Origin of the sequence: Ralstonia sp. Ralssp110 (genome assembly GCF_047325135.1) — a bacterium.
GTDB classification, from domain to species: domain Bacteria; phylum Pseudomonadota; class Gammaproteobacteria; order Burkholderiales; family Burkholderiaceae; genus Ralstonia; species Ralstonia mojiangensis.
In genome coordinates, this window is sequence record NZ_CP168610.1 from 1357488 (window position 1) to 1376480 (window position 18993).

23 protein-coding genes are annotated in these 18993 nt (G+C 63.4%); 14 read left to right on the forward strand and 9 right to left on the reverse strand.

The window, feature by feature from the left end; all coding sequences use genetic code 11:
- Nucleotides 1-7 precede the first annotated feature (7 nt).
- The 3 genes from ACEN9T_RS15185 to purF all read left to right on the forward strand — a co-directional run bounded on the left by ACEN9T_RS15185 (nt 8) and on the right by purF (nt 3090).
- Nucleotides 8-868 (forward strand): SPOR domain-containing protein, encoded by an 861-nt coding sequence (locus tag ACEN9T_RS15185; protein ID WP_413708159.1) that lies wholly within the window; start codon nt 8-10, stop codon nt 866-868.
- A 90-nt stretch (nt 869-958) separates the two neighbouring features.
- Nucleotides 959-1456 (forward strand): CvpA family protein, encoded by a 498-nt coding sequence (locus ACEN9T_RS15190; protein WP_413708160.1) that lies wholly within the window; start codon nt 959-961, stop codon nt 1454-1456.
- Nucleotides 1457-1554: 98 nt separating this feature from the next.
- Nucleotides 1555-3090 (forward strand): amidophosphoribosyltransferase, encoded by a 1536-nt coding sequence (gene purF, locus ACEN9T_RS15195; protein WP_092969684.1) that lies wholly within the window; start codon nt 1555-1557, stop codon nt 3088-3090.
- A gap of 69 nt (nt 3091-3159) precedes the next feature.
- On the opposite strand, the gene ACEN9T_RS15200 is transcribed toward purF, so the two are convergent.
- The 4 genes from ACEN9T_RS15200 to ACEN9T_RS15215 all read right to left on the reverse strand — a co-directional run bounded on the left by ACEN9T_RS15200 (nt 3160) and on the right by ACEN9T_RS15215 (nt 5862).
- Nucleotides 3160-3981: an ABC transporter permease gene (locus ACEN9T_RS15200; protein ID WP_092969686.1), complete on the reverse strand. Its 822-nt coding sequence runs from the start codon at nt 3979-3981 to the stop codon at nt 3160-3162.
- Between the two features lie 11 nt (nt 3982-3992).
- Nucleotides 3993-4955: a nodulation factor ABC transporter ATP-binding protein NodI gene (gene nodI / locus ACEN9T_RS15205; RefSeq protein ID WP_413708161.1), complete on the reverse strand. Its 963-nt coding sequence runs from the start codon at nt 4953-4955 to the stop codon at nt 3993-3995.
- Between the two features lie 157 nt (nt 4956-5112).
- The gene (locus ACEN9T_RS15210) at nt 5113-5313 is read right to left on the reverse strand and encodes a glycine zipper 2TM domain-containing protein (RefSeq protein WP_004634401.1); all 201 of its coding nucleotides are present in this window, start codon (nt 5311-5313) and stop codon (nt 5113-5115) included.
- A gap of 138 nt (nt 5314-5451) precedes the next feature.
- Nucleotides 5452-5862: a PRC-barrel domain-containing protein gene (locus ACEN9T_RS15215; RefSeq protein WP_413708162.1), complete on the reverse strand. Its 411-nt coding sequence runs from the start codon at nt 5860-5862 to the stop codon at nt 5452-5454.
- A gap of 190 nt (nt 5863-6052) precedes the next feature.
- On the opposite strand from ACEN9T_RS15215, the gene ACEN9T_RS15220 reads away from it, so the two are divergent.
- From ACEN9T_RS15220 to ACEN9T_RS15240, 5 genes are all read left to right on the forward strand, one after another.
- Entirely contained in the window at nt 6053-6520 is a 468-nt protein-coding gene (locus ACEN9T_RS15220; RefSeq protein ID WP_139219325.1) for a phasin family protein, read from the forward strand.
- Between the two features lie 301 nt (nt 6521-6821).
- Nucleotides 6822-7061, forward strand: a complete 240-nt coding sequence (locus ACEN9T_RS15225; RefSeq protein ID WP_092969692.1) for a hypothetical protein — start codon at nt 6822-6824, stop codon at nt 7059-7061.
- Nucleotides 7062-7206: 145 nt separating this feature from the next.
- Nucleotides 7207-7545, forward strand: a complete 339-nt coding sequence (locus ACEN9T_RS15230; protein WP_175537053.1) for a hypothetical protein — start codon at nt 7207-7209, stop codon at nt 7543-7545.
- Nucleotides 7546-7791: 246 nt separating this feature from the next.
- The gene (locus ACEN9T_RS15235; protein ID WP_413708163.1) at nt 7792-8043 is read left to right on the forward strand and encodes a hypothetical protein; all 252 of its coding nucleotides are present in this window, start codon (nt 7792-7794) and stop codon (nt 8041-8043) included.
- 304 nt (nt 8044-8347) lie between these two features.
- Nucleotides 8348-8761 (forward strand): GlcG/HbpS family heme-binding protein, encoded by a 414-nt coding sequence (locus ACEN9T_RS15240; protein WP_413708164.1) that lies wholly within the window; start codon nt 8348-8350, stop codon nt 8759-8761.
- Nucleotides 8762-8948: 187 nt separating this feature from the next.
- On the opposite strand, the gene hemP is transcribed toward ACEN9T_RS15240, so the two are convergent.
- The 4 genes from hemP to ACEN9T_RS15260 all read right to left on the reverse strand — a co-directional run bounded on the left by hemP (nt 8949) and on the right by ACEN9T_RS15260 (nt 11320).
- Entirely contained in the window at nt 8949-9221 is a 273-nt protein-coding gene (gene hemP / locus ACEN9T_RS15245) for a hemin uptake protein HemP (RefSeq protein WP_092970693.1), read from the reverse strand.
- 244 nt (nt 9222-9465) lie between these two features.
- Complete coding sequence (locus ACEN9T_RS15250; RefSeq protein WP_024975369.1) at nt 9466-9876, reverse strand: ExbD/TolR family protein; 411 nt, start codon at nt 9874-9876, stop codon at nt 9466-9468.
- A gap of 9 nt (nt 9877-9885) precedes the next feature.
- A complete protein-coding gene (locus ACEN9T_RS15255) occupies nt 9886-10614 on the reverse strand; it encodes a MotA/TolQ/ExbB proton channel family protein (RefSeq protein WP_092969695.1) in 729 nt (242 codons plus the stop codon).
- Between the two features lie 49 nt (nt 10615-10663).
- A complete protein-coding gene (locus ACEN9T_RS15260; protein WP_413708165.1) occupies nt 10664-11320 on the reverse strand; it encodes an energy transducer TonB in 657 nt (218 codons plus the stop codon).
- A gap of 516 nt (nt 11321-11836) precedes the next feature.
- Between ACEN9T_RS15260 and ACEN9T_RS15265 the strand changes: the two genes are divergently transcribed.
- The 6 genes from ACEN9T_RS15265 to ACEN9T_RS15290 all read left to right on the forward strand — a co-directional run bounded on the left by ACEN9T_RS15265 (nt 11837) and on the right by ACEN9T_RS15290 (nt 18295).
- Nucleotides 11837-14158: an AAA family ATPase gene (locus ACEN9T_RS15265; RefSeq protein ID WP_413708166.1), complete on the forward strand. Its 2322-nt coding sequence runs from the start codon at nt 11837-11839 to the stop codon at nt 14156-14158.
- 75 nt (nt 14159-14233) lie between these two features.
- Nucleotides 14234-15514 carry a hypothetical protein gene (locus ACEN9T_RS15270; protein WP_413708167.1) on the forward strand — a complete coding sequence of 427 codons (1281 nt, stop codon included), beginning with the start codon at nt 14234-14236 and terminating at the stop codon, nt 15512-15514.
- Between the two features lie 45 nt (nt 15515-15559).
- Nucleotides 15560-16576, forward strand: a complete 1017-nt coding sequence (gene ubiU, locus ACEN9T_RS15275) for a ubiquinone anaerobic biosynthesis protein UbiU (RefSeq protein ID WP_413708168.1) — start codon at nt 15560-15562, stop codon at nt 16574-16576.
- A gap of 11 nt (nt 16577-16587) precedes the next feature.
- Nucleotides 16588-17472 carry a U32 family peptidase gene (locus ACEN9T_RS15280; RefSeq protein ID WP_092969705.1) on the forward strand — a complete coding sequence of 295 codons (885 nt, stop codon included), beginning with the start codon at nt 16588-16590 and terminating at the stop codon, nt 17470-17472.
- A complete protein-coding gene (gene ubiT / locus ACEN9T_RS15285) occupies nt 17469-17894 on the forward strand; it encodes a ubiquinone anaerobic biosynthesis accessory factor UbiT (RefSeq protein ID WP_092969707.1) in 426 nt (141 codons plus the stop codon). Before ACEN9T_RS15280 ends, ubiT begins: the two co-directional genes overlap by 4 nt.
- An 11-nt stretch (nt 17895-17905) precedes the next feature.
- A complete protein-coding gene (locus tag ACEN9T_RS15290; protein WP_413708169.1) occupies nt 17906-18295 on the forward strand; it encodes a putative zinc-binding protein in 390 nt (129 codons plus the stop codon).
- A 20-nt stretch (nt 18296-18315) separates the two neighbouring features.
- Here the strand turns inward: ACEN9T_RS15290 and ACEN9T_RS15295 are convergent, their stop codons facing one another.
- Entirely contained in the window at nt 18316-18993 is a 678-nt protein-coding gene (locus ACEN9T_RS15295; protein ID WP_413708170.1) for a Crp/Fnr family transcriptional regulator, read from the reverse strand.

Below are 18993 nucleotides of genomic sequence, written 5' to 3' on the forward strand. Positions count from 1 at the left end.
GGCCCTCATGGGACTGTTTTCCATCTTTTCCTCCCGCAAGAACGCTGAAGGCGAACGCACACGCGGCGCAGCCGCCGGCAGTGCTGCCGATGTCGCTCGCGATGCGGTGCGTGGTTCGCGCACATCGTCCACTGCTCGCAGCCGCGCCTCCCGTCGCACCGACGATGACGACGACGGCCTTGATCCCGAACTCCCGCAAAAGCAACGCGCTCGCCGTCGGCTGATCGGCGCCTTGGTGCTGGTTGGCGCTGCCGTCATCGTGTTGCCCCTCGTGTTTGATGCCAAGCCGCGCCCCGTGACCGATGCCGTGGCCGTGCAGATCCAGGATCAGCCGGTTGATCGTGGCGCCAAGGCCTCGACCGATGAGCCGAAGGTCGCCAGCCGGCGTTCCGCGTCGCGTCCGGCAGCCTCGTCGACCGATCAGGCGCAGGCGCTTGACCAAGGCGAAGAGGTGGTTGCGAGCGACGACGCGCCGTCGGAGGCTCAGAACCCGCCGGCTGCAACCAAACCGACGACACCGCCCAAGCCTGTCGCCAGTCTGACGCCACCTGCTGAATCGAAGCCCACAGCGAAACCTGCCCAACCGGCAGCCCAGCCCACACAGCAAACGGCCGCAGCGAGCACCGATGCCAACGGCGGCAAGTTCATTCTCCTGATTGGCGCGTTCGCTTCCGAAGACCGCGCCCGAAATTGGCTGGGCAAGCTCAAGAGCGAGAAGATTCCGGGTTACATCGAACACAAGAAGGTGCCTGAGAAGGGCGATCTGGCCTTGCTGCGAGCGGGTCCGTTCAACGATCGTGCATCCGCCGAGGCGGCGCAGAAGCGTGCCGAGCAGATCGGCCTGACGCCGAAGCTCGTGCAGCAATGACAATGCGGTCGAACGTGTACATAGCGCGCTCGCCAAGTTTGCTGATTCACCCCGCTGCATTCCACGCCAGTCAATCCGAGCCGCTGCCAGATGCAACCGACTTTCTTTGACTACGGCGTGCTGTTCATCATCGTCACGTCGGCGCTGATTGGGTTGTTTCGGGGGCTGATCCGCGAAGTGCTGGCGCTGCTCGGGTGGTTGTTTGCGGCGTGGGTGGCATACACGTTTTCAGGCGTGGCGGCCGGCTGGATGCCGGAATCGCTGCCGGGCGGCCCGGTCGCACGCACCGTTCTCGGTTTCGTCCTACTGTTTATCGTGACGGTGATTGCATCTTCGCTGGTGGGTGCGCTGCTCTCGGCGGCCCTGGCGAGCGCGGGGCTCAAGCCGGCGGATCGCGGTCTGGGTATGGTGTTCGGGTTGGCACGCGGTGGCGTGATCATCCTCGTACTGATGACGGTGGCCGGTTTTACCAGCCTGCCTGAGCAGCCGTTCTGGCGCGATGCGATGACAAGGCCTTACGCGGAGCAGGCAGCACAGGCAGCCAAGCCGTTGTTGCCACCGGATGTCGCGAAGTATGTTCACTATTGATCTGGAGCGTCTGGCCACAAGCTAGGCAATCCGGGAAGCTTTTTCGGCGCCCGCAACGGGTGTGGGCGCCACCAAATACGTTCTCGCTGGAGTTCGACATGTGCGGTATCGTTGGGGTGGTTTCAGCCACGCCCGTCAATCAGCTGATCTACGACAGTCTGTTGCTCCTGCAACATCGCGGGCAAGACGCGGCGGGCATTGCCACCGCTTCAGGCAGCACTTTCCACATGCACAAGGCCAACGGCATGGTGCGTGACGTGTTCCGCACGCGCAACATGCGCGGTCTGCCGGGTACGAGCGGCATCGGTCAAGTGCGCTATCCGACCGCAGGTTCCTCCAGCGAGGAAGAGGCCCAACCGTTCTATGTCAACGCGCCGTTCGGCATCGTGCTGGCACACAACGGCAACCTGACGAACTCGGATCAACTGCGCGACGAGATGTTCCGGCGTGACCGCCGCCACATCAACACGCAGTCCGACTCCGAAGTGCTGCTCAACGTGCTGGCCGACGAGCTGCAACGCGCCAGCAACGACATCCCGCTGAATCGCGATTCCATCTTCACGGCGGTGGAAGGCCTGCACCGTCGTGTGCGCGGTTCGTATGCCATCGCTGCCGAGATTTCCGGCTACGGCGTGCTGGCTGTGCGTGACCCGTTCGGCATCCGCCCGCTTGCACTGGGAAGCCAGGAAACGCCGGATGGCGACATCGAATACATGGTTGCCTCGGAATCGGTGGCGCTGGAAGGCATCGGCTTCAAGTTCGAGCGCGATGTGGCCCCCGGCGAAGCCATCTTCATCGATCTCGAGGGCAAGCTGCACACCAAGCAGTGCGCCGCGAACCCGGTGCTTTCACCATGCATTTTTGAATACGTGTACCTCGCCCGTCCGGATTCCCGCATGGACGGCGTGTCGGTGTACGACGCACGCCTGCGCATGGGCGATTACCTCGCCGAGAAGATCAAGCGCGAGGTGACCGACAAGATCGACGTGGTGATGCCGATTCCGGATTCGTCGCGTCCGGCCGCCATGCAAGTGGCCAACCACCTGGGCGTGCCGTATCGCGAAGGCTTCTTCAAGAACCGCTACGTGGGCCGCACCTTCATCATGCCGGGCCAGGCGGTGCGCAAGAAGTCCGTGCGCCAGAAACTCAACGCCATGGCGATCGAGTTCAAGGACAAGAACGTGCTGATCGTCGACGACTCCATCGTGCGGGGTACGACGTCGTCGGAGATCGTGCAGATGGCGCGCGATGCCGGTGCGAAGAAGGTGATCTTCGCTTCGGCTGCGCCGCCGGTGAAGTTCCCGAACGTGTACGGTATCGACATGCCGACGCGCGGCGAACTGGTCGCTTATGGCCGCACGCACGAAGAGATCGCCAAGATCATCGGCGCAGACCAGCTGGTGTACCAGGACGTGGAAGACATGAAGCGTGCCGTACGCGACGTCAATCCTGCGCTGAAGGATTTCGACGCCTCGTGCTTTGACGGCAAGTACGTGACGGGCGACATTGATGAGGCTTACCTCGATCGTCTGGAGGCCGCGCGCAACAGCTCGGCCAAAGCCGACCGTGAGAATGCGCAGAACGATGATCCGCGTACGCAGCTGCACCTGCAGCGCTCTGCCGTGAACGAGTAAATCTCGAACGCAGCAAAAGAAAAGCCCGTCATTGCGACGGGCTTTTTTGTTGGGCGTTGCGATCGTGCCTTACTTGAGCATGCGACGGCGGAGCAGCCACAGACAAAGCAGCAGCGCGGCCACGGCGTACAGCACCAGCACGCCAAGGTGCAGCAGGATGTTGTCGGGCGTGCGACCCAGCATCAGCGGGCGGATCAGGTCCACCGCGTGCGGCAATGGCAGCACGCTCGTCGCCGCGCGCACGGGCGCCGGCAGTTGCGACAGCGGGAAGAACACGCCCGAGAGCAGCATCATCGGCGTGATCACCAGCGTTTGGTAGAACATGAAGAAGTCGTAGTTGGGCGCAAGCGCCGTCATGTTCATCGCCAAGCAGGCAAAGGTGAAGCCGGTCAGCACGATGACGGGCAGAGCCAGCAGCGCCTGCGGCATCGACGCATACCCGAGCGCCCCCGCGACCAACATGATCGCCAGGCCTGAGAGCACGGACTTGCTGGCAGCCCAGAACAGCTCGCCGAGGACGACGTCGCCCAGGCTGAGCGGCGCGTACAGAATCGCCTCCCACGTGCGTTGCACATGCATGCGCGAAAACGCGGAGTACATCGCCTCAAAGCTCGCCGACATCATCGTGCTGGACGCCACGGTGCCGGCCGCCAGGAAGGCGATATACGACACGCCGTCAACGCGCCCGACGAGCAGGCCGAGCCCGAGACCCAGACCGAACAGGTAGATCATTGGGTCGGCCAGGTTGCCGGCCATCGATGGAATGGCCAGCTTGCGCCACACCATGAAGTTGCGCAGCCAGACGTACTGCCAGTTGCGGAAGTTCAGTGGCAGCAGCGGCTGCGGAAAGGCCTGTTTCTGCGTTGGAGTGAGTGCGGTTTCAGTGGACATGGGCGGTTCTCTCAATCACGCATTTCGCGGCCGGTCAGGCGCAGGAACACATCTTCGAGATTGGCCCGGCGGTGCAGGTAGCGCAGCCCAGGCATGGTGTGCGTTTCTGCCTGCGTGCGCAGCGCGGCCACCAGCGGCTGCGGATCGCGTGCATAGCAGAAGAGTGTCTCGCCGCTGGTTTCGACGCGGTCAGCGAGCGGTGTGAGCAGCGTGCGCAGGGCGTTGAGGTCGTCACCATAGACTTCAACGACGTCGCAGCCGATTTCGCGCGCGATGAGTTCTTGAGGCTTGCCTTGCGCGATCTTCCGGCCGTTGTCGATCACGCAGAGCTCATCGCACAGGCGCTCGGCTTCTTCCATGAAATGCGTGGTCAGCAAGATGGTCTTGCCGGCGGCGAGCAATGAGCGCAGGCGCTCCCAGATCAGGTGCCGCGCTTGCGGGTCGAGCCCCGTGGTGGGCTCGTCCATGACGAGGATGTCGGGATCGTTGATCAGCGCGCGCGCGACCGTCAGCCGCCGCTTCATGCCGCCCGAGAGCGCGCGTACAGGCGCATCGGCTTTCTGTTCGAGCCGCGCGAACTCCAGCAGGGTAGGAATGCGCTCGCGGATGGTGGCGGACGACAGGCCAAAGTAGCGTCCGAAGATGCGCAGGTTTTCCGAGACGGAGAAATCAGGATCGAGGTTGTCGAACTGCGGCACCACGCCTACGCGCATGCGCGCACGGTGCGCGGCTTCGGGAACGGGCTCGTCGCACAGTCTCAGACTGCCCGCATCGGGCATCGTCATGCCGAGCAGCATGCGCAGCGTGGTGGTCTTGCCGGCGCCGTTGGGGCCGAGCAGGCCGAAGCACTGGCCGCGCCGGACGCTAAAGCTCAGGTTGTCGACGACCGTCTGGTCACCGTAACGTTTGCGCAGGCCCTCGACGCGCAGGATCGGTGTGCTGCTCACGCCAAAACCCTCTTGCTCGTATCGCACATTGCCTCCGTTGCAAAACGCCGATTATGCGCCGGCATTCGCATATGCGTATGAGGGGAATGTGCAATGGCAGTGCGCCGCTCTCAGGCAACAAAAAGGGCCAGGCGATATGGCCTGGCCCGAGCTTGCAGCGCGCGCATCGCTGCGCGCCTGGGGGCTACTTGGTGACGGCGTTACCGACAACGCCACCCAGTGCCGCACCACCCAGCGTGGCGCCCGGACCGCCCCAGATGGCCGCCCCGGCGACACCACCTGCGGCTGCGCCTAGCGCAGTATTGCGCTGCTTTGGCGTCATGTCCGCGCATCCGCTGACGGATGCCAATGCGGCCGCCAGAATCAAGGATACGAAGGCACGCATAACAAACTCCTTTTGTCGTCTGTGTATCTTCATTCAAGAACACGCAGGCCAGTATGTGCAGGTCAGGTTGCCTGAAAGGCGTGTCAGCCGATTCCCACACCTTCAGCGCGGCTGCGGAGGACAAAGTTCCCCCGGGCATCAGGCCTTGGCAGGCTTTGGCTGACGCTCGTACTTGAATTCGGGCAGCGCCTTGATGGCGTCTTTGGTCGCGCCCGGCAGCACAATCCTGCCTTGGTCGTACTGGAACTGATTCACGGGAATGGCCACGTCATGACGGCCCACGCCCACGAAGCCGCCCGCACCAACGATAGCGAACGAGACGGCATTCTCGGGCGTCACGATCAAGTCCTGCACATTGCCGACCTTCTCCTTGCCCTCGTTGTAGACCGGCTTGCCGAGCACCTGCTTCTTCACACTCACGCCTTTGATGACGGCATCGAGTTCGGTAACGGATACCCCTAGCGCAGCGTGGCCCGCGACCTGCGCGAAAGCCTGCGGTGTGGCGGCAATGGTGGCGCTAGCGATCAGGGCAGCGGCGAGACGTTTCATCGTGACTCCGTGGTTTGGTGAATGAGGCGTTCGACTCTAACGCGCACATGGCCGGCACCGCAGGCGAAGACGTCCGAAACGTATGTAGGACAAACGGGTGAGGTCAAGGAAATCGGCGTCGCGCGCAGCTACACTGAAACGCCCGGCACATGCTGGACGTATTTACCGATCTCACGAGGGAGTAACCGACATGATGACTCTGGAGCAACTCGGCGTTCTGCAACGATCACAGCTCGAAACCTGGATGGCCGTCACGGAAGAGGCCGTGAACGGCGTCAATCGCCTGATCGGGCTCAATCTGCAGGCCCTCAAGACCGGTCTTGGCGAGACGGAGCACTGCCTGCACGACGCTGCGGGTGCGCAGGACGCCGGCCAATGGTGGAACGCACAAGCGCGTTATCTGCAACCTGCCGGCGAACGCGTCTCCGGCTATACGCGCAACTTTGTTGAGATCGGCGTGGAGACCCAAAATGGGATCGCCCGCGCCTTGCAGCGTCACGGTGATGAAGTCCGTCGCCAATGGGGCTTCGTCGCGGAGAACCTAGTGGACGCTGCGCCTCCTGGCGCCGAGGCAGCCGTGAATTTCTTCAAAGCATCGGTCGGCCTGGAAGTAGCCGCCGCAGAGGCGGCGGAAGACGCGGTGCGAGCCGATTCCTGAGGCCAAGTGACGTAGCCGTCAAGGACGGTGCGGCACATTAAGGCTCCTCTGTACGGGTGAGAAGCGTCGGCGTGGGCCGACAGTCATTTCGGTACAGTCCTACAAAAGGGCGCGGGCGGAGGTCGACACTCTGTCCGTGCGCGCGTCTTTACACTTCCTACATGCCTATCAACATGTAGGAGGTTGTCATGCCCTATCTCGTTGCGTGGCTCTTGGGTGTTCCCGCGCTTGTGTTGCTGGTGATCTGGCTTTTCGTGCATTGACACGAAGCTAGGCCTATCCAATACAAACCGGAGGACACATGACTTTCCGAGACGACTGCAAAATCGAGGTATCTGCCTATGAACTCTCGCCGCAAGCCTGGCGCGCCGAAGTGAGCATCCTGCGCGCCAGCAACGGTGAGACCCTCTTAGCCCGTACAACCGTGCGCGAATCGGCGAATACGTATCCGAGTGCGGCGAGCGCGCTGGAAGCCGCGCGAGCGTATGCCGAGGCGATGATCGCCTCCGGCGAGTTCGACTGCAGCCCCGTGCTTGACTGACGGAGCGTCCCTTGTGGGTGGTGTGGCGTTACGTTCTGTTACTAATTCGCCAGCACCGTATCACCTGTGTCAGCGGCTCTGAATACAATACAGATACCGTATTTCGCGCCGGCTACGGATTCGCCCGGCGCTTCAGCTGCAGGTGATGAAGATGATTCGACGCAATGTGCTGTGGATTGCAGGTGCAGCCGCACTGGCAGTGCTGGCCGTGCCGCAGATGGCGTCGGCGCACGTGAGCGTCGGCATCGGGTTTGGCGTGCCGGTGGCCCCTGTGTATGTGGCCCCTGCACCGGTGTACTACCCACCGCCGCCTCCGCCTCCGGTCTACTACGCGCCACCGCCGCCGGCGTATTACGCCCCGGCGCCCGTGTATTACGGTCCGCCCGCTTACGGCCCGGCACCTGTTGTGGTGGGCGCAGGCTGGTACCGTTGGGGCCCGCGTTATCGCTGGTACGATGGCCGTCACTGGGGCCACTGGCGCTAAGCGGCGCACCCGCCAAGAGAAAGGCTCCTTCGGGAGCCTTTTTTCTTAGACGGCAGGTGCCCGTGTGGCACGGCATGTGCGTGGATTTGGATGACGGGTAAGCGCGCCACCGCCCCGTGACAAAGCAGCGCGGTGCAGAACTGGGCGCCCGCTACCCGGTCGATATGACGTCCGCGTGAACGACGCGGACACGTGTGCCGCAGCGGCGCACGTCATGTTCGCAGTGTCATGACCAAAGGAGTCCTCATGCAAGTCACCACGCAACGCTTTGCAACGCGCACCCTGGTTGCGGCCGCAAGCGGCTTGGCCCTGGCGCTAGGCGCGGCGGTCGCACACGCCGGGTCGATCGATCCGTATCAGACCAACCACAAGGTGAGCCGCGCCGATCCGTACACCGACGGTGCCAAGGTAAGTCGCGCTGATCCGTACACCGATGGCGCGAAAATGGAACGCGCCGACCCGTACACCGATGGCGCCTGCACCGATCGCCAGCCGTAAAGGAAGAGCGGCAGGCGCTGTCGCATCGCAACATCAAGCCCGGGCGATACCCGGGCTTTTTCTTTGTGCATCTTTCTGACGAAGCCTCGTGTTAACGTCGGCCCGCAACGTCCCGCGAAACGCTGGCGTACGGCGCAAGCGGAACGATCCTCAACCATACTGAAGCGCAGGAATGTATCGGCTCTTTTGCGTCATTGGTTCAGGAAGAGTCGTGGAAGCGGTCGATGCCAGTGGCATACTTTCGCCTAATACGGGCTCTGTGCAGCCCTTGCGCCATTGCATTACAACCACCAAGGAGAACGTCATGAAAACGAAACCGTGCCTGTGCCAGGACGATGTCACCAAGATCCTGGACGCTGCCGAGAAAGAAGCGCGTGTGCACCAATGGAACGTGACGATCGCCGTGGTAGACGATGGCGGCCATCTGATGGGCCTGCGCCGCATGGACGGCTGCGCCACCATCTCGGCATACATCGCTCCGGAAAAGGCGCGTACCGCAGCGCTGGGCCGTCGCGAGTCGAAGATCTACGAAGACATCATCAACAACGGTCGCATCTCGTTCCTGTCGGCGCCGCATCTGCAGGGCATGCTCGAAGGTGGCGTGCCGGTGATGGTGGAAGGCGTCTGCGCCGGTGCGGTCGGTGTGTCGGGCGTGAAGTCGACCGAGGATGTCGTGATCGCCAAGGCGGGTATCGCCGCTGTGAACGTGATTTGCTGATACGCGATCACGCAACAGATTTAAAGGGAAGGGCGCGGCGGAGGTCGCGCCCTTTCTCTTTGGGCGCGGTGGGGAGAAAGAAGGGCTTGGCTGGCAGTCGTCCGGCAATGCGGAATGACGACGGCTGGCTACGGCCGAATGTCTCCTGAGAGAGACGTCCCCACAAAAGCCGGTGCGTGTTGCAGTGTTACTTGGTCAGAATCAGCTTGCCGAAGCGCGTCACGCGCAGCGTGTAGATTGCGCCGTTGTGGCGTATGGCCACGGCGTTCTGACCGGCAAAGAGTTGTTCAGAAGTCATCGTCCGCGTGTCGCCGATGGTGGCGACTGGCATATCGCGAACGGTCTGGGCCGCGGGCGTTGCGGCAGCGGTGTTCAGGTCAGCGGGCTGCTTACGGGCGACGATGACGTGACGACGGCGGGTCACGGTACGTCCTGCGTCTTGGTGTTCGGAAGCGTTCATGGCGATGTCCTGGCGGGCGGAAGCATGGGCTGAGACGTTGGCTGGCAAAGGGTCTCCAGCGAATGCCAAATAGATTAAATGAGAATCGTTATCATTACAAGCGTGGACTGACGATGTGCTGATCCACGCCTGAAAAAACAAAACCGGGCGCGAGGCCCGGTCGTGTAGATGTGCTGTGAGCCAGCCGTGCCGCGACGCCGGACGTTCTGCGAGAACGGCGGTCGGGCAACGTGGTGATGCCGCCTTAGTGCTGCGGCTCCGTCACGAAACCAATGCGCGACAGGCCGCCCCGCTGGATGGAGGCCATCACCTGCGCCACGCGCTCGTAGCGCACGTTGCGGTCAGCGCGCAGGTGCATTTCCGGCTGCGGCTGCTGCTGCGCGGCCTGCGCGATGTCGGCCTGCAGCGTCGCTTCGTCAACGGGCTGGTTGTTCCAGAACACCTGGCCGTCTGCGTTGATCTCGACGTTCACGCTTTGCGGCTTGGCGTCGTCGGGTTTGTTGGATGCGCGCGGCAGGTCGATCTTCACCGCGTGGTTGATTACCGGAATGGTGATGATGAAGATGATCAGCAGCACCAGCATGACGTCGACCAGCGGCGTCATGTTGATCTCGCTCATCACCTCGTCGTCGCTGTCGAAAGATCCGAAGGACATGGCCGCTCCTTACTGCTGCTTGACTGCCGCCAGACGCACGCCGGCTTCATCACGCGAAGCGCCCGGGCGCAGGCGCGCGCCTGTCACGAAGTAGGCGTGCAGATCGTGCGCGAAGCGGTTGAGCTTGGCGATGATGGCTTTGTTGCCGCGCGTGAGCGCGTTGTAGCCGAGCACCGCCGGAATGGCGACGGCCAGACCGAAGGCCGTCATGATGAGCGATTCACCCACAGGGCCAGCCACCTTGTCGATGGTCGGCACGCCCACGGCGCCGATGCCGAGCAGGGCGTGATAGATGCCCCACACCGTGCCGAAGAGGCCGACGAACGGTGCAGTTGAGCCGACCGATGCCAGCACAGCCAAGCCCGATTGCATCTGGCCCACGGCCTCATCGATGGCGCTCTTGAGCGAGCGCGTGATCCAGTCGGAGATGTCCATCACATCGTGCAGCTGCGGCTGGCTCGCGCGGTGATGCTGCGCGGCCTCGCGGCCGGTCTGCGCCAGCGTGTGGAACGGGTTGTCCTTGGCCGAGCCCAGCGTCTGCATGGCGTGATCGAAATCGTCCGAGTGCCAGAAACGCTTTTCAGCGCCTTGCGCCATCGACTTCAGACGCACGATGTCCCACGCCTTGGTGAAGATGACGATCCACGAGGCGAGCGACATGATGAGCAGCAGAATCGCCGTGGCGCGGGTGACGATATCGCCTTGTGTCCAGAGGTGGGAAAGACCGAGTTCCTGCATGATGAATGTCCTGAATTGAGCGAGAGGCTAAGCGAGAAGCGGGATCGAATTAGTTATCGAGCTTGAAGACGAACGGCTTGCTGGCCACCACGGGCACGGCATGGCCGTTCTGCTTGTAAGGGCTGCACTTGATGGCACGCGCGGCGTCGGTGGCAGCACGGTCAAGGCGCGGCGAGCCGGACGACGAGATGACCGCCACGTTGGTGACTTCACCGGCCGTGCCGATGGAGATCTTGACCATGGCGCGGCCTTCCTCGCCCATTTTCTGCGACATGCTGGGATAGACGAGCGGCGGATCGCTGCATTGGATGTCGTTGATACCGACGCTGATCGGGCCAGATGAAACCGGTGCCGGTGCGGGAGCAGGTTCTGGAGCCGGTGCCGGCGGCGTGGGCGGTGCGGCAGGCACCACGGGCGCGTTGTCCGACGGCGGCAGCGTGGGCGTCGGCATCGGCGTGGGCTTGGGTTGCGCGACCGGCTTGACGATGTTGACGGGCTTGGGCGCCTCTTGCTTGACCGGCTGCTGCTTGGGCGGCTCCGGTTGCTTGATCGGCTCAGGCGCGGCCGGAATGATGTGCGCCTGGATTTCGAGCGGTTCTTCGACAGGCGGGCGCGGGGCGATCAAGCCAAGCTGGATCAGCATCAGCACGCCCGCGTGCAGCAACAGCACGACCACCAGAATCTTGAGAGTACGAGGGTGAATCATCAACGACCGGGAATCGAAAGCAGAAAAAAGGAATGCAATGCGATGGTGGTGGGATGAACAACGAAAGCGGCGCAGCGTCAGCGCTTGCCGAAAACAATCAATGAAACCCCAATGCTGATGAGCAGACTCAGGAGCAATTCCATGGCGCCTAGCGTTGAAGCCGGCGGGGTCGCCGCCAGCGTGACAGGTATTGTAGGCCCGCAACTGCAACAGTGTTGCGACAACCGAGCACAGTTTGCGTTCAGCCTATTGGGTCGATAGGCAAAGTATAAACGATAATGATTCCTATTTGCGCGCAAATTCCCTCTCTTTCGTGGGGTGAGGCTCACGTCCAGACGGCTGATGGCGAGAAACTGCCTGTGCAGGCGGTTGGCCATTCGAGGCGCTGCGGGCTCGCAACTTGCAAAGACACGGGTCCACCCGGGGTACGCTGTGTGCGCAAACGCGCTAGGATGAAAATCATTCAAACACGGTGACCGGCCGGCCAACCGTGAAACGGGGAAGAAGGGGGCGACCATGGATGAAGCCAACCTCAACATGGACGACGCTGACGACGATGGCACGTTCGTCCCCACGGGCGGCAGGCAGCCGCAGGCGCTGCTGTTGTCGTCGCTGGATTCCATGTGCGCGCAATTTGCGCTGCGCACGGTCTGCGCGATGGGCCTGCGCTTCAACCTGCGCACCAATATCAATGACATCCTCACCGTGTGTGCGCCGGAGCTGATCTGGCCCGTGACGGTCATCCAGCGGCTGCAGCGCTTTCTCTCTGCACGCTGCGCCGACATGCCGGGCTGGCGCGCGGTCGGCAAGCTCGACCTGCCCACCTTTATGGACCGCCACGGCCAGTGGAGCAGCGCCTTCGATGAAGGCTCGCTCTTCTATTACCTCGACGAGTACGTCAAGCATCACGCCAAGGACATGTTCACCGTGTTCGGCGCGTCGTGCGATGCGCTGGGCGAGCGGCTCTCCGGTGAACGTGTCCTGCTGGTCGGCAACATCGACATGCTGGCCCGCGTGCTCGGCCTGCCGCCGCACGAACGCGCGCTGCTGCTGTTTGCCTCCCTGGTGAAATACAAGCGCGATCTGCGCGCAGTGATGGTCGATTGCAAGGTCGCGCACAGCCAGGAAGCGTTCCAGCTGCTCGCCAGCCTGGCGGGCGCAAGCACGTCCGAAGTTGCTGCGTCATTGCGGCCCGGTTCGCGGCTGGAGACGCTGGGTCTCATCGAACCGCCGCTGCCGGAGAACAGCGTCACCGACCTGGGCGATCTGATGCGCATCTCCGACCGCCTGCTGCACGTGCTGCTGGGCGACTACGCTAGCGAGGCGGACATGATGGCCGTCTTCACGCGCCCGGCACCGCCGACCACGCTGTCGCAGTCCGATTACCCGCATGTGGAAACCGACGCGCGCTACCTGACCGCGCTGTTGGAGAACGCGTCGCAGCAGCGCGCCTCGGGCGTCAACATCCTGCTGTACGGCGCGCCTGGTACCGGCAAGACGGAACTGGCCCGAGTGCTGGCGCGTGACGCCGGTTGCGAACTGTACGAAGTGGATTGCCTCGACAAGGATGGCAACAGCCTCACGGGCAAAGACCGCTACCGCTCGCTGCAGGTGTCGCAGGCGTTCCTGCGCGGGCGGCCCGGCGCGGTACTGCTGTTCGACGAGGTGGAAGACGTATTCCCCGGCCCGACGCGTGAGCTGATGAGCCTCTTCGGCCACGAAGAGCCGCGGTGCTCCGTCAACGGCAAGGCGTGGGTGAACCAGACGCTGGAGCAGAACCCCGTGCCGGTGATCTGGGTGTCGAATTCCATCCGCCAGATCGACCCGGCATACCTGCGCCGTTTCCAGTTCCATCTTGAGCTGAAGGTGCCGCCGGCGACGGTGCGCGAGAGCATCATCCGCAAGCACCTGGAGGGGCTGGAGGTGTCGGACGCGTTCATGGCCAAGCTGGCGGCGCGCAAGACGCTCACACCTGCGCAAATCGATTCTGCCGCACGCTTTGCGCGCCTGACGCAGCCGGCAATGGAAGAGTCCGCCGAATCACTGATCGAGCGTCAGCTCGACCACGCGGATCAGGCGATGGGCTTGCGGCCAGACGTGCAGGCGCATCGCGTCGTGACTGAATACAAGCTGGATTATCTGAACCTGGAGACGCGGTTTTCCGTCGAGCGCATCATCGAAGCGCTGCGCGTGCGGCGACGCGGCACGCTGTGCTTCTACGGGCCGCCGGGCACGGGCAAGACGGTGCTGGCCGAACACATTGCTGCGCAGCTCGACATGCCGTTGATGATTCGCCGTGCGTCGGACTTGATGAGCAAGTACGTCGGCGAAACCGAGCAGCAGATTGCAGCGATGTTTTCGCGAGCCGAAGAGGAGCGTGCACTGCTCCTGCTCGACGAGGCGGACAGTTTCATGCAGAGCCGCCAGGGTGCGGTGCGCAATTACGAAGTGTCGGAAGTCAACGAGATGCTGCAGGGCATGGAGCGCTTTGACGGCATCTTCGTCTGTACGACCAACTTGTTTGATCGGATTGACGAAGCGGCGCTGCGGCGGTTTGCGTTCAAGATCCGCTTCAAGCCGCTGGTGCGTGCGCAGCGCGAGCAGATGTTCATTGCGGAAGCGCTGGGCGGCAAAGCTGAGGCGCTCAAGCCTGTGTGGCGCGAGATGCTGGCGTCGCTCGACATGCTCACGCCGGGCGATTTTGCGGTGGTCAAGCAGCAGTCTTTGCTGTTGGGCGAGACGCTTGACCCGGAATCCTTCCTCGCACAATTGCGACAGGAGCATTCCATCAAGCCGGAACTGCGCGAGCGGCGCTCCATCGGATTCACACTGCGCTGACGCTTAACGCATATCAAGCGCATGCAGACGCGGCTGCGCTAACGTGGTCGGCTGGATAGATATCCGGTCGGCCCGATGTCAACTGCACCCACGCTTTTCTACGAACGCATGCCGCCCGCCGGCGTGGTGTTCGGCTGCCTGCTGCCGGTGCCGTGGATAGGCGCCGCGGCGGGTCTTCTATTAGCGCTGGGGCCATCCGCGGGTTTGCCTGACCGATTCGCGCCGCTGTCGCTCGCGCTGGTTCATGCCTTGGCCGTGGGCGTGCTTTTGCCGGCGATGCTCGGTGCGCTATTTCAATTGCTTCCCGTGGTGGCCGGCGTGCCTGTGCGTGGCGCGAGATGGGTGTCGCCATGGGTGTCGCTCTCGTGCGTGGCAACGGCATCTGCACTGGCGACCGGTTTCCTGGGCGCAAATCATCGCGCGTTCGTGCTGGCTGCATGGATGGGGTCGCCGCTGCTGGCCGTGCCCGCCGCGTTGATCATTCTTGCCGGCATGCGCGTGGTGCAGACGCCTAGCACGCATGCGACGGTGCGAACACTGCGCTGCATCGGCTGGGCCGTGTTGGCAACGCTGGTGAGCGGCGCGACGCTTGCCACGGCCTTGGCCAGCGGATGGTTTGCGCTATCCCCCAGGCTGCTGGCTCTGCATGTCGGCTGGGGCCTCGGCGGCTGGCTGGCCACGTTGGTCGCGGGTGTGGCGTCGACAGTGTTGCCGATGTTCTGGCAGACGCGGCGTTTGCCGGAGCGCTGGCATCGGCTGATGCCGTGGTGGCTGTGGGCGCCGCTGATCATTGGCACTCTGTGGAGCGTCGGGCGCGGCGCGGTGCTTTGGCAGACATGGGGATGGCTCGCCCTGGCAACGCTGGCGATGGCGGGCATGCATGCACTGCGCAGCGCGCGTCGTCGGCACGATCCGGGCTGGCGGCTGTGGCTGGCCGCTTCCGTCGCCTGGCTGGTGGTTGCCGTGCTGGGTCTGACCACGTCTTGGCTGCCAGCAGACTGGCCCGTCGCGTGGGAGATGGGCGTGCTGGCCCTCGTGGGTGGCGGCGTGCTGCCTGTCAATGCGATGCTCGGCAAGATCATCCCGTTCATGATCTGGATGCATCTGCGTAGGCGGGTGCCGCGGCATGTGCGGCTGCCGGCTATGCAAACGTTGATCGGCGAGCGCCGACAGCATTGGCATGCCCGCCTGCTGCTGCTCGTGTTGCTGGCGTTGTTGCTGGTGCCGTTACAGCCTCAACGAATGGTGGTGATTGCTGGCGTGCTGTTCGCGTTGTCGCACGTGTGGCTGGGTGCGATGCTGTGCCGGGCGCTGCTGACGTTTCGCCGTGTCTCGCGAGCGTTTGCACCCGGTTGACGGAACGCAAAACCACATTGGCGGACAAGTTGCAGACTGGCCACCATGACACAGAACGTTTCCCCCATTGAACTGGTGGCGCCAGCAGGCAGCCTGGCCGCACTCAAGGCGGCCGTGGAGGCCGGGGCCGACACCGTCTACCTCGGCTTGAAGAATGCGACCAACGCGCGCAACTTCGCGGGCCTGAACTTTACCGAGAGTGACATCCGTGCTGGCGTTGAATATGCGCATCGGAAAGGTCGCCAGGTGCTGTTTGCCATCAACACGTTTCCGCAGCCCGGCCGCGCCATTGAGTGGCGCATGGCAATCGATGCTGCCTACATGCTCGGCGCCGATGCCGTCATCCTGGCCGACCCCGGCTTGATGGCCTATGCGCGCGACCGCTATCCAAACCTTCGGTTGCATCTATCCGTGCAGGGTTCGGCCACGCATGCCGGCGCCATCGAGCTGATGCGCGAGCAGTTCGGCATTCACCGCGCTGTGCTCCCGCGCGTGCTGACCTTGACCGAAGTCGAACGCGTAATCCAGCAGACGTCGGTGCAGATCGAGGTGTTCGGCTTTGGCAGCCTGTGCGTGATGGCCGAGGGGCGTTGCCTGTTGTCGTCGTATGCCACGGGCGATTCGCCCAACAACAAGGGCGTGTGTTCACCCGCGCATGCGGTGCGCTGGGTGGAGCGCGACGGCAGCCTGGATGCCCGCCTGAACAACATCATGATCGATCAATACGCACCGGGCGAACCTGCTGGGTATCCGACGCTGTGCAAGGGGCGCTTCCTCGTCGACGGCGAGATCGACCACGTGCTGGAAGAGCCCACGAGCCTCAATGCGCTCAGCTTGCTGCCCAGGCTGCTCGCCATGGGCGTGTCGGCAATCAAGATCGAGGGGCGCCAGCGCAGTCCGGCGTACGTTGCGCAGGTGGTGGCCACATTGCGCGACGCATTGGACACGGCAGAGGCGGATCCGGCGCGCTTCTCCGTCAAGCCCGACTGGCAGGCCGCACTCGTGCGTCACGCAGAAGGCGCGCATGTCACGCAAGGCGCGTTTGACCGGCCCTGGAAATAGAAAGGCACATCATGTCCTACGAAATTTCGCTTGGTCCGCTGCTGTATTACTGGCCGCGGCTACAGACGTTTGACTTCTACGCAGAAGTCGCCGCCAGCCCTGTCGACATCGTCTACGTGGGCGAGACGGTCTGCAGCCGCCGCCACGAATTGCGAGCGGACGACTGGCTCGATATCGCGGCCATGCTGCGCGAGGCCGGCAAGTCGGTGGTGCTGTCGACGCGCACGCTCATCGAAACGAGTGCCGAGGCGCAGGCGTTGCGCAAGCAATGTCAGCAGGACGACTGGATGGTCGAAGCCGGCGAGCTTGGCGCTGTGCGGTTGCTGAACGGCCGGCCATTCGTTGCAGGGCCGCATTGCAACGCGTATCACGGCGCGACACTGGCATGGCTGGCCGGGCTGGGTGCCGTGCGTGCGGTCATGCCGCTGGAGATGAGCCAGGCCACACTGGCCGATCTGATGCATGAGAAGCCTGCCGACTTGGCAATCGAAGCAATGGTGTGGGGACGCTTGCCGCTGGCATTTTCTGCACGCTGCTTTACGGCGCGGCACTTTCGCCTCAACAAGGACGACTGCGGCTTCCGCTGCATCGAGCATCCGGATGGCCTGGCCGTGCGCACGCGCGAAGGGCAGGAGTTTCTCGCCATCAATGGTATCCAGACGCAATCGGGGCAATGTCTCGACATTCTCGATCAGGCGCCCGCGCTGTCTGCGCTGGGCGTGAAGGTGCTGCGTGTCAGCCCGCAATCGCAAGGCACGCTGGACGCCGTGGCTGCACTGGATGCCCTGCGCTTAGGTCAGTCCGTGCAAGACGTGCAGCCGCCCGAGGGCATGGGACGCTGCAACGGCTATTGGCACGGCCAGTCAGGCATTGAATGGCTGGAGGCGCCGCAATGACGCGACTCCGCCCACCCGAAATGCTCGTCCGCATGGCGCGCAGCCTGCCGGTGCCGCTGACATCGTTCCCGTTTGTGCTGGGCCTCGATCTGGCCCGGCGCCTGTCTTGGCTGACGCCGCCCCCGGAACTGGAGGGGCGGCGCTTTGCCATCACCGTGGAAGACCTCGGCCTGCGCGCCTGCTTTTGCTGCCGCGGTGGAGCGTTCCACACGCTCTCCGTTTCAAGCCCCGAACCCGAACTGGAGTTGCGTGCCGGCGTGGGCGATTTCGTTGCGCTCATTCGCGGCACTGCCGACGCAGATACGCTGTTTTTCCAACGCCGCCTCAAGATTGCGGGCGACACGGAGCTTGGGCTGATCGTCAAGAACTGGCTCGATGCGGCTGCACGCCCGGCGTGGCTTGCACGCTGGCAATCGCGGTAGCGAGGGGTGCCATGTCATCACGTGCATTGCCGCTCGTCTATGCATGCTCGGGTTGTTCAAGCGTGGCGCAAGCGGCAAACCGCCTGGCCGTCGATCTGGACCGCGCAGGCAGGGCAGAGATGTCCTGCATCAGCGGTGTCGGCGGTGGGGTGCGCGCGCTCGTCAAGACAGCACGCAGCGGGCGGCCCATTCTCGCGCTCGACGGTTGCGCGCTGGCGTGTGTCAAGGCCTGCCTGGCAACGGCGGGCGTGGCGCCGGACATTCACCTCGTGCTCAATCAGTGCGGCGCCAAGAAGCGTTATCACGCCGATTGCAGCGACGATGAATTGACTGCCGCCGCCGCGCTGGTGGATGACGCCGTCAACACGCTCCAGCATCGCCTCGACACCGCAGGCGGTTGATCTGCGTCGACTGCCTGCTTTTATCCCGCGATTAGCTGCCGCTGCAACGCCGTGGTGTTCGGGATGACGACCTCACGGCCTTCCACCCGGATCAGCCCGTCGCGAATCAATTGACGCAGCGTGCGGGAAAGCGTGGCCGGCGCCAGCCCCAGCTTGGACGCGACCAGACTCTTGCTGCATGGAAACCGCGTGCGGTCAAACTTGCGCGGCAGCGAGAGTAAATACCCGATCAACCGTTCGTTGGCGCTTTGCAGGTTCACGGTTTCGATGTCGCACATCAACGTGTGCAAGCGCGCGGACAGCCCCGCGAGCATCTGCCGCGCAAGGCGCGGATGCACGTGCAGTGCATCGTCGATGGCGCGCTTGTCGATCCAGACCAGCAGGCTGTCTTCCATGGCTTGTGCATCTGCCGCGTAAGGGCGGTTCAGGAACATGAAGGGCTCGCCAAAGCACTCGCCGGGCCCGAAGAATTCGATGACCTTGCATTGGCCGTGCGCCCCCGGCAATACGAGTTTGATCGCGCCGACCACCACGACATAGAAACCATCTGCCCGATCGCCACGGTGAAACGCGAAGTCGTGCCGCAACACGCGCACTGCATGGCTGTCGCGCGTGAGCACAGCCATGTCATCGTCGTCGAAGTCCAGGAACAGCGGGCTGTGCTTGAGCAGATCGCCCACATTGAAGGGGTCTTGCAT